At 54.0% G+C, this 16,124-nt stretch carries 14 protein-coding genes and 1 pseudogene; 4 read left to right on the top strand and 11 right to left on the bottom strand.

Annotated elements, in window-relative coordinates:
• Window positions 1-93 precede the first annotated feature (93 nt).
• Complete coding sequence (gene ychF, locus KR51_RS01030; protein WP_022603950.1) at window positions 94-1,185, bottom strand: redox-regulated ATPase YchF; 1,092 nt, start codon at window positions 1,183-1,185, stop codon at window positions 94-96.
• 167 nt (window positions 1,186-1,352) lie between these two features.
• Complete coding sequence (locus tag KR51_RS01025; RefSeq protein ID WP_022603948.1) at window positions 1,353-2,999, bottom strand: NAD(P)H-quinone oxidoreductase subunit 4; 1,647 nt, start codon at window positions 2,997-2,999, stop codon at window positions 1,353-1,355.
• Between the two features lie 254 nt (window positions 3,000-3,253).
• On the opposite strand from KR51_RS01025, the gene KR51_RS20045 reads away from it, so the two are divergent.
• Entirely contained in the window at window positions 3,254-3,538 is a 285-nt protein-coding gene (locus KR51_RS20045) for a hypothetical protein (protein WP_198016647.1), read from the top strand.
• 231 nt (window positions 3,539-3,769) lie between these two features.
• Here KR51_RS20045 and KR51_RS01020 read toward each other — a convergent pair whose 3' ends face one another.
• Window positions 3,770-6,250, bottom strand: a complete 2,481-nt coding sequence (locus tag KR51_RS01020) for an ATP-dependent Clp protease ATP-binding subunit (RefSeq protein ID WP_022603946.1) — start codon at window positions 6,248-6,250, stop codon at window positions 3,770-3,772.
• Between the two features lie 167 nt (window positions 6,251-6,417).
• The gene (gene rimI / locus KR51_RS01015; protein WP_071783178.1) at window positions 6,418-6,993 is read right to left on the bottom strand and encodes a ribosomal protein S18-alanine N-acetyltransferase; all 576 of its coding nucleotides are present in this window, start codon (window positions 6,991-6,993) and stop codon (window positions 6,418-6,420) included.
• Window positions 6,994-7,344: 351 nt separating this feature from the next.
• Here rimI and KR51_RS01010 point away from each other — a divergent pair, with 351 nt between their 5' ends.
• The 3 genes from KR51_RS01010 (at window position 7,345) to KR51_RS00995 (ending at window position 10,839) form a co-directional block, all read left to right on the top strand.
• Window positions 7,345-8,247, top strand: coding sequence for a DUF1517 domain-containing protein (locus tag KR51_RS01010; RefSeq protein ID WP_022603942.1), 903 nt, complete (start codon window positions 7,345-7,347; stop codon window positions 8,245-8,247).
• A 569-nt stretch (window positions 8,248-8,816) separates the two neighbouring features.
• Window positions 8,817-9,053 (top strand): hypothetical protein, encoded by a 237-nt coding sequence (locus KR51_RS01000; protein WP_022603940.1) that lies wholly within the window; start codon window positions 8,817-8,819, stop codon window positions 9,051-9,053.
• 1,345 nt (window positions 9,054-10,398) lie between these two features.
• Complete coding sequence (locus KR51_RS00995; protein ID WP_022603938.1) at window positions 10,399-10,839, top strand: hypothetical protein; 441 nt, start codon at window positions 10,399-10,401, stop codon at window positions 10,837-10,839.
• Window positions 10,840-11,885: 1,046 nt separating this feature from the next.
• Here the strand turns inward: KR51_RS00995 and KR51_RS19035 are convergent.
• The 7 genes and pseudogenes from KR51_RS19035 to KR51_RS00970 all read right to left on the bottom strand — a co-directional run bounded on the left by KR51_RS19035 (window position 11,886) and on the right by KR51_RS00970 (window position 15,762).
• On the bottom strand, window positions 11,886-12,053 hold the full coding sequence (locus tag KR51_RS19035) for a hypothetical protein (RefSeq protein ID WP_156914902.1): 168 nt from the start codon (window positions 12,051-12,053) through the stop codon (window positions 11,886-11,888).
• Between the two features lie 27 nt (window positions 12,054-12,080).
• A complete protein-coding gene (locus KR51_RS19030; RefSeq protein ID WP_156914901.1) occupies window positions 12,081-12,317 on the bottom strand; it encodes a hypothetical protein in 237 nt (78 codons plus the stop codon).
• A 234-nt stretch (window positions 12,318-12,551) separates the two neighbouring features.
• Complete coding sequence (locus tag KR51_RS00985; RefSeq protein WP_040654693.1) at window positions 12,552-12,956, bottom strand: helix-turn-helix domain-containing protein; 405 nt, start codon at window positions 12,954-12,956, stop codon at window positions 12,552-12,554.
• A gap of 10 nt (window positions 12,957-12,966) precedes the next feature.
• Window positions 12,967-13,215 (bottom strand): hypothetical protein, encoded by a 249-nt coding sequence (locus tag KR51_RS19025; RefSeq protein ID WP_022603934.1) that lies wholly within the window; start codon window positions 13,213-13,215, stop codon window positions 12,967-12,969.
• A gap of 184 nt (window positions 13,216-13,399) precedes the next feature.
• Entirely contained in the window at window positions 13,400-14,203 is an 804-nt protein-coding gene (locus tag KR51_RS00980; RefSeq protein WP_022603932.1) for a methyltransferase domain-containing protein, read from the bottom strand.
• Window positions 14,204-14,505: 302 nt separating this feature from the next.
• Window positions 14,506-14,988: pseudogene (locus tag KR51_RS00975) on the bottom strand (plasmid pRiA4b ORF-3 family protein); the annotation flags it as partial.
• Window positions 14,989-15,471: 483 nt separating this feature from the next.
• Window positions 15,472-15,762: a hypothetical protein gene (locus tag KR51_RS00970; protein ID WP_156914900.1), complete on the bottom strand. Its 291-nt coding sequence runs from the start codon at window positions 15,760-15,762 to the stop codon at window positions 15,472-15,474.
• Window positions 15,763-16,124: the final 362 nt, after the last annotated feature.

Genomic DNA, 16,124 nt, shown 5'->3' with positions numbered 1-16,124 from the left:
GCGAATTAGTTAGATACCGGCGGCACCACTGGCCCGGCGCATTCGTTCTAGCTGCGGCTCGCGCAGTTAGAGAGCAGCTAGTAGCGTCAGTTGCTAGACATTGAACCGGAAGAGAATCACGTCGCCCTCGCGCACAACGTAGTCTTTGCCTTCAGAACGGACCAAACCTTTTTCTTTGGCAGCTGCCATCGAGCCCGTGCTGACAAGATCCGCGTAGGCAACCGTCTCTGCTCGGATGAAGCCGCGTTCGAAATCGGAGTGAATGACCCCAGCTGCTTGAGGCGCTTTCATTCCCGCGCAAATCGTCCAGGCACGCGTCTCGGTCTCGCCTGACGTTAAATAGGTTCGCAAGCCCAATAAGTCGTAGGTTGCACCGATGAGCGATCGCAAACCGCCTTCGGCAACACCAAGGGACTCCAGATAATCGGCACGTTCCTCTTCCGGCAACTCGATCAGCTCGGCTTCTACCTGTGCCGACACGACAACGGCACCTGCTCCTTCTCGCGCCGCGAGCGCGCGGACCTGTTCTACCCACTCGTTCCCGCAGGCGAGATCGTCCTCGGAAACATTTGCAGCGTAAATAACTGGTTTGCGACTCAGCAATCCTAGCGCGCGAATGGCTGCATCTTCTTCTGCGACTAGCTCCACTTGACGGGCTGGCTGCCCGTCGTTTAGAGCGGGCAGCAGCTTTTCGAGAGCATCAACTTCGACCTGAATCTCTTTTTCGCGCTTGGCTTGCTTGCGAGCGCGATCGATGCGTTTTTCAACCTGGGCGAAATCTGACAGAACCAATTCGAGAGTAATGGTCTCGATGTCGCGCACTGGATCCACCGAGCCCGAGACGTGGATGATATTGTCGTCCTCGAAGCAGCGCACCACGTGAACGATCGCGTCGACTTCACGGATGTTGGCAAGGAATTGATTGCCTAACCCTTCACCTTGACTTGCGCCAGCCACCAATCCGGCAATGTCCACGAATTCGATCCGCGTTGGAACGATCCGGGCCGAGTGCGAAATCTCTGCCAACTTCTCCAGACGATCGTCCGGTACCGACACTATGCCTACATTTGGCTCGATCGTACAGAACGGAAAATTCGCAGCCTCGGCCGTCGCGTTCGCCGTCAGCGCATTAAATAGCGTCGATTTGCCGACGTTGGGCAATCCGACAATTCCAGCTCTGAGCATGATCCCTCATTGCAAGCAAAACAGCATCGATTTTATCCCAGTTTCTCTCCCGCGCGCACGCGAACCTCATCCAAAGGGTGCGCCATACTGCAGCAAGTCGAATCGAGATCGAAAAAAAGCGGCCGCGCGGACCGCTCTTGACGCTTCAGACGAAAACACTCCGGGGATTATTCAACATTCAGCTCGGTATCTAGTAAGGCTTGAAGTGATGAGGCAGGCAGACCCGGAGCTGCAAATGCCGGAGCGTAGAACGGCAAAGCCAGACGTGCCTCCTGGAAGCGCTCCTGACGCTGGGCGATCACGGGAACCGCATCGCGCGCCTTGACAGCAACCTCTACCGTCTTCACGTCATAGGTGCGAGTTGCTAGTTTGGGATACAAACCAATACCGACAATCGGGATTAACAGGCAAATCGTGACAAATACTTCGCGGGGCTTGGCGTCGCCAAGGTAGTTCTCGATAACGATGCCAGTACTGTTCGTGCCGTAGAAAACTTGGCGCAGCATCGAGAGCAAGTAAATCGGGGTCAGAATCAACCCAACTGCTGACAGAAACACCATCGCTACTTTGAAGGAACTGCTGTAAGCATCGCTAGTGGTGATGCCGAGAAATACGGTCAGTTCGCTAACAAACCCGCTCATGCCAGGAAGTGCCAACGAAGCCATCGACGCCGCCGTGAACAGCGCAAACACTTTTGGCATCTGCTGGGCAATGCCCCCCATTTTCTTCATTGCCAGGGTATGAGTGCGTTCGTAGGTCACGCCGGACAAATAAAACAGCGCCGCCGCAATCAAACCGTGGGAGAGCATCTGCAGAACCGCACCATTCAAACCCAGCTCCGTAAAGGACGCAATACCGATCAGTACAAAGCCCATGTGCGAAATCGAGGAGCAAGCCAGACGTCGTTTTAGATTGTCTTGGCTGAATGCCGTCAGCGCGCCGTAGACAATATTTACCGCACCGAGCACTGCCAGGACAGGTGCGAAGTAAACATGAGCCTCGGGCATCATCTCGACGTTCATGCGAATGAGCCCGTAGCCGCCCATCTTCAAGAGGACGCCCGCCAAAATCATTGATACGGGAGCGGAAGCTTGGCTGTGAGCGTCCGGCAACCACGTGTGCAGTGGGAAAATCGGCAATTTAACGGCGAAAGCGATCGCGAAGCCCGCGTAGGCAAGCATTTCCAGACCGAAGGGAATCTTTTGCAAGCCCAACTCGCCCATGTCGAAGGTGAGGGTGTCGCCGCCGAAGGCCAATATTAGAGCACCAACAAGAATAAAGATCGATCCCAGTGCCGTGTAGAGGATGAACTTTGTAGCTGCATAAAGGCGATTCTGGCCGCCCCAAATTGAAATGAGCAGGTAGACCGGAATCAGCTCTAGCTCCCACATCAAGAAGAACAGCAGCAAATCGCGCGATGCAAAGACGCCAACCTGCGCGCTGTAGAGAACCAACAACAGCACGTAGTAGAAGCGCGGCTTGCGCTGCTCTCGCCAAGAAGCTAGCAGTGCCAACGTGGAAATCAGCCCGGACAATATGACGAGCGGCATTGACAGACCGTCAACGGCCATCGACCAATTCAAACCCAACTGCGGCAGCCAGGCATAGGATTCCTCCAGCTGGAAGCCGGGATCGCTGAGGTCGTAGAATCGCACGAAGGCGCAAACCGTAACCCCGAGTGTTAGGAGCCCTGCACTGAGAGCGTACCAGCGAATAGCCTTACCGAAACGCTCCGGCACAAAGGGAATCGGAATCGCCGCAATCAGGGGCAGCAGGACGATCGTCGTCAGCCATGGGAAGTTGGTGTCAACCATGCTTACTGAGGATAAATACCTAGCCAATAGCCCCCATTATATTAAGTAGTGTGAAGCAATGTAAGCATCTAACTGTCGTTAGTTTGCTTTTTATGAACTATTTTCTGTGCCCGATCGCCTGTTGTTCGGACTGCAAATGACCGCAGTGTGGGGATCCTAGTCGATCGCGGCGGCGGCAGCTCAGTCTGAAGAAAGATTTTCCCGAGCGCCTGGCTGCCGGTGCGATCTCAACTTCCAAGGAGCTCCCGATCGCTTTGGACCGCTTCGCGCTTGTCGGGCCGACCCTGACTGCTTCAGGACTTATGCGGTCAGGTCTGGTGAGCGAGCATGAACAATCTTCAGAAATGCTGTTTGCGCCCTCAAGGCTGCTGCAAACAGCTAGGTCTCTGAGCGATCGTGCAACTTTGCTGAAATGTCAACGCTGCGTATTCGTGCTGGCGACCTACGGTCGGCAAATGATGCCAGCCATAAGAAATAATGCGACAAATAGGGATCCAGGATCATTTAACTTCAAAGCTTATTTGCTCGATCTGTTGTAATACCAACTCTAGGAAGTGCTGCGACAAATGGCAGCTCGGGAACTTTTACTCCCGGGGCTCGATTGCACCATCTGTTGTAGGCATTCTTCAAATTGGTATAAATATTTTGCAGATTGACATGAGACAGCACGTAAACAAAACAGGAGACGCAACCAGTTAAACTACGTCTCCTGTTAGTACGGGTTAGATGATGTTTACCTCGACGCTGCGCCGTTTGACGAGGGACCGGGGCTACTCGGCTGCCTGCGAGAGCAGCTTCTGCTGTGCCGGCTCCCCAGTGAGGACCTTCACGGCACCTTCTTCATCGTCGATGTCGACTGTTGCCGTGTCGCCTTCACGCAAACGACCGGAGAGAATTTCTTCAGCCATTACGTCTTCCAGCAATCGCATGATTGCCCGGCGCAGTGGTCGTGCGCCGTAAGCAGGGCTGTAGCCCTCTTCAACGAGACGCTCCTTAAACTTCTCAGTAACTTGCAGCGCGATGTCCTGCTCGGTCAGTCGCGAGAAGACTTCTTGCAACAAGATATCTGCAATCTCCTTAACCTCGTCGCGCGTCAGCTGGCGGAAGACGATGATCTCGTCGATGCGGTTGAGAAACTCTGGGCGGAAATACTGCTTCAACTCTTCATTGACGAGAGAACGGATGCGATTGTATTGAGATTCAGAGGAGTCTGTTTCCAGCTCGAAGCCGAGACCGCCGCCACCCTTCTCGATGACCTTGGAGCCGATGTTGGAGGTCATGATGAGTAGGGTGTTCTTGAAGTCCACCGTACGTCCCTTGGCATCGGTTAAGCGACCGTCTTCGAGGATCTGCAGCAGCATGTTGAAGACATCCGGGTGCGCTTTCTCGATCTCGTCAAACAGCACAACCGTGTAGGGACGCCGCCTCACGGCTTCGGTCAGCTGACCGCCTTCGTTGTAGCCGACGTATCCGGGAGGCGAGCCGATCAACTTCGAAACTGTATGGCGCTCCATGAATTCGGACATATCCAACCGAATCATGGCGTCCTCAGCACCGAAGAAATACGCTGCCAGCGCTTTGGTAAGCTCGGTTTTACCCACGCCAGTTGGACCGGAGAACACAAAGCTCGCGATCGGACGGTTGGGGTTCTTCAATCCCACCCGAGCGCGGCGAATGGCACGCGAAACCGCTTTCACTGCATCCTCTTGACCGATGATGCGCTGGTGCAAGGTGTCTTCCATGTGCAGCAACTTGGCCGACTCGGTCTGGGTGATCTTGCTGACCGGGACGCCCGTCCAGGACGAGACGATGTGCGCGATCTCTTCCGAGTCGACGCGCGGTCCGTCGCTGTCACCTTCAGTAGAGTCGGACTTGCGCGATGCCGCGATCGCGCGGATTTCCGCCTTGATCTCCATTTCGCGATCGCGCAGCTCGCCAGCGCGGTCGAAATCTTGAGAACGGACAGCATCGTCCTTCTGTTTCAGCAACTGACGAAGTTCCTTGTCGAGGTCCTTAGCTGCCGGCGGTAGCTGCGAGTTGATCAAGCGCACGCGCGACCCAGCCTCGTCGATCAAGTCGATCGCCTTGTCGGGCAAATAGCGATCCGAGATGTAGCGATCGGAGAGCTTGGCCGCGGCATCCAGCGCATCGTCGGTAATTTCGAGTTTGTGGTGTTGCTCGTAGCGATCGCGCAACCCCCGCAGAATTTCGATTGTTTCTTCAACGCTCGGTTCGCCGACCATCACTGGTTGGAAGCGGCGCTCGAGGGCAGCGTCGCGCTCGATGTGCTTGCGATATTCGTCGAGGGTGGTAGCACCGATGCACTGTAGTTCGCCGCGTGCCAGTGCTGGTTTGAGGATGTTGGCAGCGTCGATTGCACCTTCAGCCGCACCGGCTCCGATCAGCGTATGCACCTCGTCGATAACTAGGACGACGTTCCCTGCCTGGCGAATCTCGTCCATGATCTTCTTCAGACGTTCCTCGAACTCGCCGCGATACTTCGTGCCGGCTACGAGCAAGCCGATATCGAGGGTAACGACGCGCTTCTCTTCGAGGATGTCGGGTACGTCGCCGTTGGCAATACGTTGGGCCAATCCTTCAGCGATCGCGGTTTTACCGACGCCGGGTTCGCCGATCAGCACGGGGTTGTTTTTTGTCCGGCGACCGAGGATCTGGATGACCCGCTCGATTTCCTTCTGGCGCCCGACCACCGGATCGAGCTTACCCTCGCCGGCCATATGCGTCAGATTGGAGCCGAACTCGTCAAGCGTAGGAGTTTTGGTCCGGCCGCGATTCTCTGAAGTAGACACTTCAGCCGTCTCGCCCAGCATCCGAATTACTTGCGTACGAACTTTAGATAGATCGACGCCAAGGTTCTCCAGAACGCGCGCGGCAACGCCCTCACCTTCACGGATCAAACCTAGCAATAAATGCTCGGTTCCGATGTAATTGTGACCGAGTTGGCGTGCCTCTTCCAACGACAATTCCAAGACGCGTTTAGCTCGGGGAGTAAACGGAATCTCAACAGCAACAAAGCCCGATCCCCGCCCGATAATTTTCTCAACTTCGATTCGCGCGTCTTTTAAGTTGACACCCATTGATTTGAGGACTTTCGCGGCGACGCCAGTGCCTTCGCCAATCAAGCCCAGAAGAATCTGCTCCGTACCGACAAAATTGTGACCCAGGCGACGTGCTTCTTCCTGAGCCAGCATGATTACCTTAATTGCCTTTTCTGTGAAGCGCTCGAACATAAGCCTAGTACATCACCTGTGCGTGCCCGTATTACGCCGATTCTAGCACAGCTATTCTGGCGGGTCTTGGCGGATTTGAGCCTTCAAGGAGGAAGGATAAACGTAGCAATCGTTACGGCGATCGCGACAAAATCGACTAATAAATAGTTGGCCTGTATCAAACAAAACTAATCAATTAGTTGCCATCCACACTGATAGGCGCGATCGCGTCCTCGCTCCCAAAGGTTGGCAATTGCTACGGCAGTTGTAGAGGTCTGAAGCTTGTTACGCCAGAGAATCGTGGCAGCTTCAGGTGGGTTGCGATAGTAGTTCGGACGCTCCCCAACCGGGCGGAAACCGAACTTAGCGTAGAGCGATCGCGCAGCCTGGTTAGACTTACGGACTTCAAGGGTGGCACGACGCAGCTTTCGCGCGATCGCGCGCTGTAGCAAGCTTGCTAGAAGGAGTTGTCCTAAACCCTGTTGGCGGTACTCGGGAACGACGCCGAGCAGCGTGACGTGGGCTTCATCGAGGATTGCCCAAAAGCTTCCCCATGCGGCGATCGTTTCTCCGGGGCGGGTCTCTCCGGCGTTCGAGAACGTGCTAGGGGGAGTTGCGAGTAAGAGGATTTCGCTATTGGGGCTAGTCAGTTCGCGTTGATAGCCCTCTTCACTCCACATTCCACCGAGATAGCGGCGGTCGAAGTCGGCAACGGTTGCGACATCGGCTTCGCAGAGTGTTCGGCAGATAAGCGGGCGATTCACGAGCAGTCGGTCGAGTGCGGTTGGGCATAACTGTAACGTGCGGGTCGGCGACCTTATCCTATTCCGCAGGTGGTCTTGCAGCGGACGCATAAGTATCCGGAATCTGAATGGGCGATCGGCTGGGAAGTGTGTCCGCACAATTGCGGTCGAGCGGCCGGGTGGCAAAGGCTTCAAGTTGCAGTCCGGCCGGGAGTCGGCGATACGGTAAAGCGTCCGGTCGACCGAACCGCAGGTGGGGGAGCGATCGTTAATAATGAGAACCAATGAGTTCGGCAGTTCCCAGACATCTGTTGGATATCTAATGGGCTGCAACGCGATACAACCTTGGGACTTTTTAAAAAGGAGTTACGCATGTTTGCAATTGCGCGATCGCGCTGGCAAATGCTGCTTAAAGCAGTTGTTGCCCTCGGGCTGGTCCTCGCCTTGGTGTTAGGTGATGCCGGTACGGCACTGGCCGCACGGAGCGGTGGGCGCATTGGCGGTGGTAGTTTCCGTACGCCGCGCACGACAATGCCGCGCGGTGGTGGCGGATATCGCGCACCCGGTGGCGGGTTTGGTTTCCCGTTCCTTTTCCCATTCTTTGGCTTTGGTGGCTTTGGGTCGCTTTTCTCTATCCTGGTTGTCCTCGCGCTGGCGAACTTCGTTATTAACGCCTTCCGGAGTAGCGGACTCGGTAGCGGCGAGACCGTCACGAGCAATCCCCGCGTATCGGTAGCAAAGGTTCAAGTCGGATTGCTGGCAAGTGCGAGCGGACTGCAACGGGAGTTGGCTCAGCTGGCACGATCTGCCAATACAGAGCTGGCTTCTGGCCGGGCGCGCGTGCTACAGGAAAGTGCTCTGGCGCTCTTGCGACACTCGGACTACTGGGCCTACGGAGCAACGGAATCCCAGCAAATGACTCTCAGTGCAGCAGAGTCACGTTTCAACCAGGCAGCGCTGTTCGAGCGCAGCAAGTTCGGCGAAGAAACGCTCTCAAATGCGAACGGCCGGTTGCAACAAAGTGAGTCACAAGCGACAGACGCTTCAGCACCGAGCGAGTATTTACTCGTGACGTTGCTGGTGGGAGCGGAAGGTAAATTGCCGCTGTCTCCCATCAAGAGTGCCGAGGATCTACAGCAAGCACTGCGCGAAGCTGCCGGGGTCGGGCAGGATCGCTTGCTCGCGGTGGAAGTGCTCTGGACGCCCCAGGCTGAGGGCGACTCGCTCACGGCCGACGACTTGCTGGAGGCTTACCCGAATTTGAAGTTAGTCTAAAACCGCGATCGCGCGGCGGGCTTGTCTTAATGATGCAGACAAGACCTAGTATCAGTGGCGGGCAGGGAGATTGAGTGATGGCAGTCTCTCTGCCCAATTTTTTTGGCGATCGCGTCCGAGTCTCGCCAACGCGGAATCTTGTCATGGAGGGCAAATCGGTCGAGCCCATTGCGAGTCCGACCTGAGACAGAAAGTCGTCACCTGACCGCGATGGTGCTTGAGGTGGTTGAACATACGATCGACCAACGCCCAGCGAGTTTGGAGTTGTGCGAATTGTCCCCCTTTAAGCTCTTTCGTGCCCCTGCAAAGGACCTGTTCGGGCGTGGGAGGCGCGATTTCCACCGAGGGATGCATGTTGCCGTTTCCGGCAACAGATTTAACCAGGTGGGAGTGGTTGGAAGAAAGTTGCGTTGTGCGACGCTGCCGGAGTAGCTCGCGAAGAGCTTGATTGGGAGAGGGGGGGGACGAAACAGATGTTCGGAGGTTAGCTAGTATAGCTGGCTGATCTGGCTACTATAATCAAAATAGAGCCCCCAAAAAGGGGACAAAAATGGAGTTAGTAGGGGACTATGAAGAACAAGCCTCGCGAGTTCAAGGTACGGTTGAGCGAGAGCGCTTCAGCTGAGCTTTCCGAGATCTCTAAGGAACTGAACATCAACGCAACAGAAGTTTTGCGTAAGGGGCTTGCCCTCATGCGCCTCTATGCAAATGCTGTCGAGGCCGAGCGCAAGGGGCAGCACAAGGCTGGTCTGTACATCCGCCAGTTGGATACCGAGGAGCCGACGAAGTTGCTAGTCGTCCACTAACTTTGCACCAACCTTCAAGAAGTTTTGAGGAAAGATATAGGCTGATGTCAGTCCATGCCTGCAGCTGAGCCCTTTTTCGCTCTCGCTGATGCAACCAGAGTGCTAGCGAATTAGTTAATATTGCGACTACTTGCTCTGCCGATGCCCGCAATTTGGGTCATACTACTGAGCCTTGAGTGAGAGCAAGCCTAATGACTTAGCAGACATCCTAGCCTCGAGTAGAGCAGCAACCCTAGCATTGCCTTCAGTAGGAGCACTGCTAAGCTACACGTTCTAAAACCCTGCTCTAGCTTCTTGAAAACCGCCTCAGTATGCCGACAATTCCCAACAGTCTAATTATGTGGGTTGCCGACAGGGGTCGTGTTGGTATCAAGAAACGCTTGTGACAGGTCCCATTGGATTTTTTTGGGAAAAACAAAGTTACCCAGTCCGGGACGGGCATATCCTTAAGAGGTTGTTTAAAAAGGGTTGACCCAAGTATCGGAGTGCCTTGAGCAACCCGTTGAAATCCCCAAAAGTCCTATTTTCTCGTCGCGATGTTGATAACTGATTTCGCACAACCCGACTTTTCTAACAGCCTCATAGATACATTTGTTGGCTTTGCCAGTCCTGGATTTGCGCTTATCCATCAGAGTCCGATTGCCAGCACAGCTCACCAGAGACTTGATCCCCCTTTTTCTTAGTCTGAGGAGGAATTCTCGTCTGGCGCATCCCGCATGCGCGAGCACTTGGACGAAGATGTGGGCTTTAGTTCCTTAAGCAGCTGAAGAATCTGTCTTAAAGGCAGCTGCAAAGGTGATAAGGGGCACTTGCCCGTGAAGTTCTCTTGAGAAGAGGGAATGCGTCATCGATCTCAGCAGAGATAGACCAACACCACGTGGAGTCCGAAAAGGTTCTGGAAGTAGTGGAGCCAACAACGAAAGTGCTTGAACGTAAATTCTATGGCAAAGCAGGCGAGGTCTACCAAACGTGCAGGTCGGTATGGCGGCCTCGTGGAGGAGGAGTTAGGAGCTGGCGAGCAAGTGACTCTGAATTAACGTCATCAATAGCCCCCAAGACCAGTGTTTGTGAGCGAGGAAGCAGCACAGAGCTACAGCTGACTTCCAGGGTTGGTATCGAGGGTTTTGCGTCGCTACTAAAGCGGGAGGCAAGCATCGCCTGGAAATTCTGCTATTGATAGGTGGCGAAGGTTTGGAGCAGAAGTTCACTCAGGAACAAGTGAGTAAGGAAGAGCAGTTTATCCATGAGAAATAAGGGCTAGGGAGCTTCTCCTGATTGAGCCGCTCTTAACCCTCATGCTGCTCCACCTCTGAGATTGGTGCAAAATGCAAATTAACTAATACGCATGTTCGATCCAGAAGCTAGACTTGGGAGCAGCCTCCCAGTTCCTGATAGAGAATTGGGAGGCACAACATCTCCAGAAGCTACTCTGGAGGCCTTGTTGGGTGACGACCAGAAAAAGACGCTCGGCGACCCCGGGTCGGTCCGGCAAATTTCGCAGGAGGATCGACGCAGAAACTATGAAACGCGAGTTTCTGGGGAGCTTGCCTACTCGTTGTGGATTACCCTCGCCGTGGTCGCCTCACTCCACGCTATCTGCATTGGCATCCTCACCTGGCATCTTGTCCACGCTCCTGGCAACGATGAAGAGGCTATTAATCGCCGATTCGATCGCGCGCTAAACGAGGTTCATGACACTGCGAAGACCATCTATACCTTCCTTACCCCTCTTGCCACAGCCGTGACGGGTTACTACTTCGCTAATACCGAACGTTCGCGTGATTGAGGTCGAGGCAAGCCGAGTCTACCTTGAATTCCCGGGAGGAATTGGAAGATGGTGAAAGCCCCGAGGTTTGAGGGGCTTTACTTATTGCAGCCCTAGCTCTTTGCGATAGGCAATAAATCACCCAGGATGGCAGCTTGCCCGCCGTATTGAATCGGTTGAGAATCGCTCATCATTACGTTGTGCCGCATGCCCATCTCTGTAGGGGAAATATCGCATTAGTTTGCCCTTCTAGCCGGGCAAATCCAATAAGTCCGCTGCCACTTGAGCCACAGCAAATGGATGTGCATTTACTGCGGTTTTCTCCTCTGCGTATGGTTTATAGGTAATGGTGGGGGCTAAAACTCTTGCAGTCTCAACTTTACAGCCATGCACGAAGTACCAAATGTTACTAATCTCGAGCATTTCTAAGACCTAATTATCCACGTTGCTGGGCATCGTTTATGAGGAAAACAATGAAATAAAGGAGAAGGGGAAGGAAGAAAGTTTTCATGAGAGACCGAGGTAGGGTGCTACATTTCTTAGTCAATCATGTTAGCCAGAATTGCCCGGAAGTCATGCCCTGAATTGGCTGCGACCCACCACTACTTTTAGTTCGCCACGCCCAACGGCATGCTGCCTGGCTTCATCCTTGGAAAATCGGCGTGGGGGGCGGGCAAACGACACGGTTTGAGTCACGGGCTGCGGTTGGACTTAGAGCTCAGATCGATGCGAAACAGTTGAGTTTTGGAAAAGTCGTGCTCCACCGGTTTGAATTCATCCCAGCCTTTAAAGACCACTTCGTGCCTTGAGGCGTTGGAACGGTCAGGTTTCGCAGGTAAAGGAACAAGGCAGGATCTCCCGATTACAGCAGCAGGATTGCATCGGTTTCGGGTGTGTAGCCATCCGCTGACTGCAGGATGTGACTCCTAATGTGATGGTGGTTTTACGATCGCCGTGTCGGGAACCGCTAACCAGGCATTGAGAAAAGGAGCGAGGCGCGATCGCTACACATAGTAAGTCCGAAAGCTTTCCCCGGCAATCCCTAACTGCTAAGAGCTGATACCAAATCAAAGAAGTTTCGCGACAGATAGAGCGTCGAGAATGAAGTCATAGCCTGCGAGCGCAGCCACAACCTCTGGGGTGAGTTCCTCGAGCAGCTGCTCGAGCTTACTTTCCAGTTGCTCTAAGTCCTCAAACACCTCCCAGTGCAAGTCTCGCTTCAGGTGCTGCCACACCCGCTCGGTGGGATTGAGCTCCGGACATTACGGCGGCTGGAATAACAGCATCACGTTTTCTGGGAGCTCCAGACTCTTGGCCGTATGCAGGCGACCGTTGTCCACTTGCAGGAAGAGAAAGTCATCCGGATAAATTTTCGACAGCTCTTCAAGAAAACGCTGGAAACACTGGCTGTCGGCGTGGGACAGCTGCAAGACAAAGCTCTCACCCGTCGCTGGTTCCACCGCGGCGTACAACCAAATGCCTTGAACTTCCACTGCCATTCCCCTACTGGCTTCACGCCGGACAGCGTGATGCGACGACCCGTCGTGGTCTTCAGTCCGGAGCGACCCTCATCTTCCGTGAAGTAGCGGATACGACCTTTGAGTGGCTTCTGCCCCAACCGGTGCGCTCCGAGCAGTGACAGGTCCGCCCCTAAGTTTTTTTAAAGCCGCACGCCGCGCTTGACTCTGCCGTCGATGGCGCGGTCGCGGGACCTTCAGTTTCGCTTGCAGCCGTTAGCGCACCAAGTGATGGACGGTGGCGTAGTCGGCCTCGACACCCAGCTGAGTGCGCAGCCATTGCTGAATCTGCGTGTAGCGCTCGAACCCGCCCTCTGGGTCCTGGAGTTGCTTCTGGAGGCAGCGCACCGCCCAATCGGGAATGACACGCGGACGACCGGGGCTAATGGAGCGCGCCAGCATTTGTGGCAGACCGCCCTGGTGATAACGGGCCAGCCAGCGTTGGAGCGTGCCTCGATGTTTGCCCAGCACCCGCGCTGCAGCCGAGACCGTGAACTGCTCGGCTCGAATCAGGTAGAGCGCTTGCAAGCGCTCTTTCGCTGACGGCTGCTTCTCCGCGCGCAGCAGTGCCTGGAGTTCCTCAGTACTCTCGCGAATTTCAACGTGGGTGACGCCACTCATCAGAGTTTCCTCAGGTCGCTGTTCCTACTTCTAGCATCCGATACTTACTTTTTTCAATTTGGTATAAGATCGAAACTCCGACTATTGCTCCTGCTACGCCAACTATCCCCGCAGGTCCGGATACATGTAAAACAGTTTGATGTAAAGCAGATTGATCGAGCTTACGTATCTGAAGAGCTTCTTGAAACCTATCTACATCTTCAGCAACTTCAGAGTTTAGATTTTCGATATCGTTAGTCGTCGGAGAAAAATCACTCATTATTCTAGAAATAGATGAAACAGATGGTTTTTCTTGATGTCTAATCGATTGTAGTGTGTAGATTATGAACTTTGATATCTATCGATCTACTCAGCTACGCGGACGAGGTGTGAAAAAGCAGCCAGCGCTCAACCGCTTCAGCTGCAGTGCCTTGTTTATGGCAAAATCATCGCTCTCGAAACCGCTAAGACCTCAATCCCGTAACAATGTGTGCGGAAACATCAAACTCGACACTTCCTTTTGCTGTGACGTAGCGATCGAGAGCGGTTTCAGCCTCCACCAAAATAGATTGAATCTGCTCCTCATCCAAGAAAATACCCATGACCGGCAGCCAGCCTCTCAGATCCGCTTCGACCATTATCTTTACGCTCGGGAAATGTCCTGTCCCTTTGTGTGTCGCGATCGCGACCGAAGAAACTCCTGCTTCCCCAAACAATTTCTCCAAGTCGCTTCGCGCGCCTAGCTGAAATGGCGCTCGCACTGCGTTAGCCGTGTCCTCGCCTGCCAGGCGGTTCAGCAGCGCGACCTCAGTTGCATAGGCCGGGATATTCTCAAGTAAATCCCACACTGCGACCGCTAGGCGCCCACCTGGGGTCAATACTCGTAGCATCTCTTGCAGGGCCTTGTGGCGATCTGCAAAAAACATCAAGCCGAATTGACTTACAACAGCGTCAAATGACTGATTGGCGTAGGCCAGCGACTCTGCTGACCCCTGCCGCCACTCGACTGTTGGTGCCAGGCGCTCGGCCACTTGCAGCATCCCCAACCCCGGATCGATCCCGGAAACAGAGCCTGAGGAACCCACCCGCTCTAAGGCTGACCGTGCAAGCACACCAGTCCCACAGGCTACATCCAGGACTCTGTCACCTGACCGAATCTGCGCTGCGTCCAACACTCGTTCAGCCCACTGTTGAGTCAACGCCGGAACCGGTAAATCTTCGTACCCGGTTGCAGCTTCAATTTGCGCCTGCAGGGAGTCGTTGCTCATGCTTAAACTGCTTTACGACGTCTAAAGTCTTGAAGGCAAGCCACAGCAGGTTGGGAAGACCGAGGGAATTCAGTTTCGACCGTTGATTCCGGCGACCTTTTAGGTTTGCAGTGGCGTGCTTGCCTGAAGAATAACCGAATCAACTCTCAACAATCTAGTCTCTGAAACAACTCTTTAATCGAGAAGGAAACTAAAACGAATGAGTGAAAACCTAGCACCAAGTTAAGTGGCAAAGCGGTTCTGGCGTGTCAGTTGCGATAGCAATTGACGTAACAGGTTCCTTCGTCCTCTTCAACTTCATGTTATGTACCGCCGGAGAAAGCATACTCCCACCGCTTGGTCGGGTTTTCAAATCTGATGAGTGAAGGATCGAAGACTTTCGCGTCAAACGGGCGGCCCAACCACGACAGTAATTCTTCATATTCCTCGTTGTCCGGATCTTCGAAGACTTCGATGAGGTGATAATAGCCCGGTATCCCTCCGCAGTCCTCGGGTGGACACGCCATTGCGCCGTCCAAGCAAATTGGGTACCGCTTGCCCTTCTCCGCTAGCACAAGCCCTTGCAGCGTCAAATCGTGAATCCAGCCATCTCCAAAGTCATATTCGTAAGTGCAGCTCTTGCCGACGTCGAAGTAGTCCTTAATCGGGATCTCCCAGCCCGGCAGAGTCTCCAAGTCCGAGAACCCCTCACCGACCGGGATTCCTATTTCTTTCGTGGTCCCGACTTTTCCAAATCGGAACGTGTGAAGATGACAATCAAGCCAACCCATCGAATCTTGGATCGCGACGTGTAAGTCTCAGAACGAATACTTCTCCGGAACCTGAATGCGTCGCCATACCGCCGGGTTTGTTTCGAGCAACGTGACAGTGAAATCATAGACTCGGCGCTTAGTCGGCATTGTTTTGCTCCCTAGGTAAATACGGAATTTCTCAATCTCGAGAGGTACACTCTCAATTTCGAACCCCTGCTATTCAGATAATTAAAAAAAATGTGGACCTCACTAGCTTGGTAAAGGCTGTAATTAGAATTAGGATTAGCGGTGGCTTACTTACCTAAAGAATAACTGAATCCCCCCCCTAACAAGCCAGTCTAGGAAACTACTCTTCAATCGAGACGGTGATTGAGGAGAAGGGGCTGAAGCCTAATTTACATGGACTTTAGCGACCGGGTAACTTATAGAAGCGGCTGAAGGCGCTTCACCAGAGTGTGTCGAAGCAATTGGAAACGGCCCTCCCCCGGTCTACTGCAAGGACTCGTTAAAAGGGCGCTATGCTGCCAAATAACTAAGTTGCACCGCTTCGAGGGTGGAGACCCGCAGAGCTTTGGTGGTTGGCAAGAGTGGGCTTACGGATATGAGCCCAAGGCGGTGAATCATGTGACCAAGCAGCAGTAGAGGGAGGAGCAATACTGCCGGTCTGAAGTACTCGAGGCCGAAATCCCGACCCAGGGCATCGCGGAGAGGTCTATCCCAAACTGCCGCTCGAATCTCCATGATAAAGTCGTCTGCATCATCGCCATCAACTCCAAGGTCGTTGTCGATCGCTGAAGCAATAGTCACTGCGTGTGCAGGCACTCCCACCTGAGCGTCAGTGAATTCGCACACTCAGCAGAAAAGATCCGGATCCGGGCTACAGCTCAAGAATATCTTCGTTTAACGCCAGGAGCGAGCATCCACCCCCGACCTAACTCGAAGCGACAGGTTGGGCGTGGCACTGCTTCCGCTTGCTAGTTGGCCTATCGCCCGTACTTGACCTTAGCTCTAAATAGAGCGATTAACGGGACGAGTGATGCAGCGACAAGAAGAAAGTCAAATACACTCTCGGGAATTAGCTGGAGAGCCCAGGCAACTGTGACAATGGCTAAGAGGCCAGACAATACTAGATGGCTCCAGCCCACAAAGGAGGCGAAAGCTACTGGATC

The organism is Rubidibacter lacunae KORDI 51-2 (assembly GCF_000473895.1).
GTDB classification, from domain to species: Bacteria; Cyanobacteriota; Cyanobacteriia; order Cyanobacteriales; family Rubidibacteraceae; genus Rubidibacter; species Rubidibacter lacunae.
Note: the sequence above shows the minus strand (reverse complement) of the source record. Positions and strands in the feature narration are given on the sequence as shown.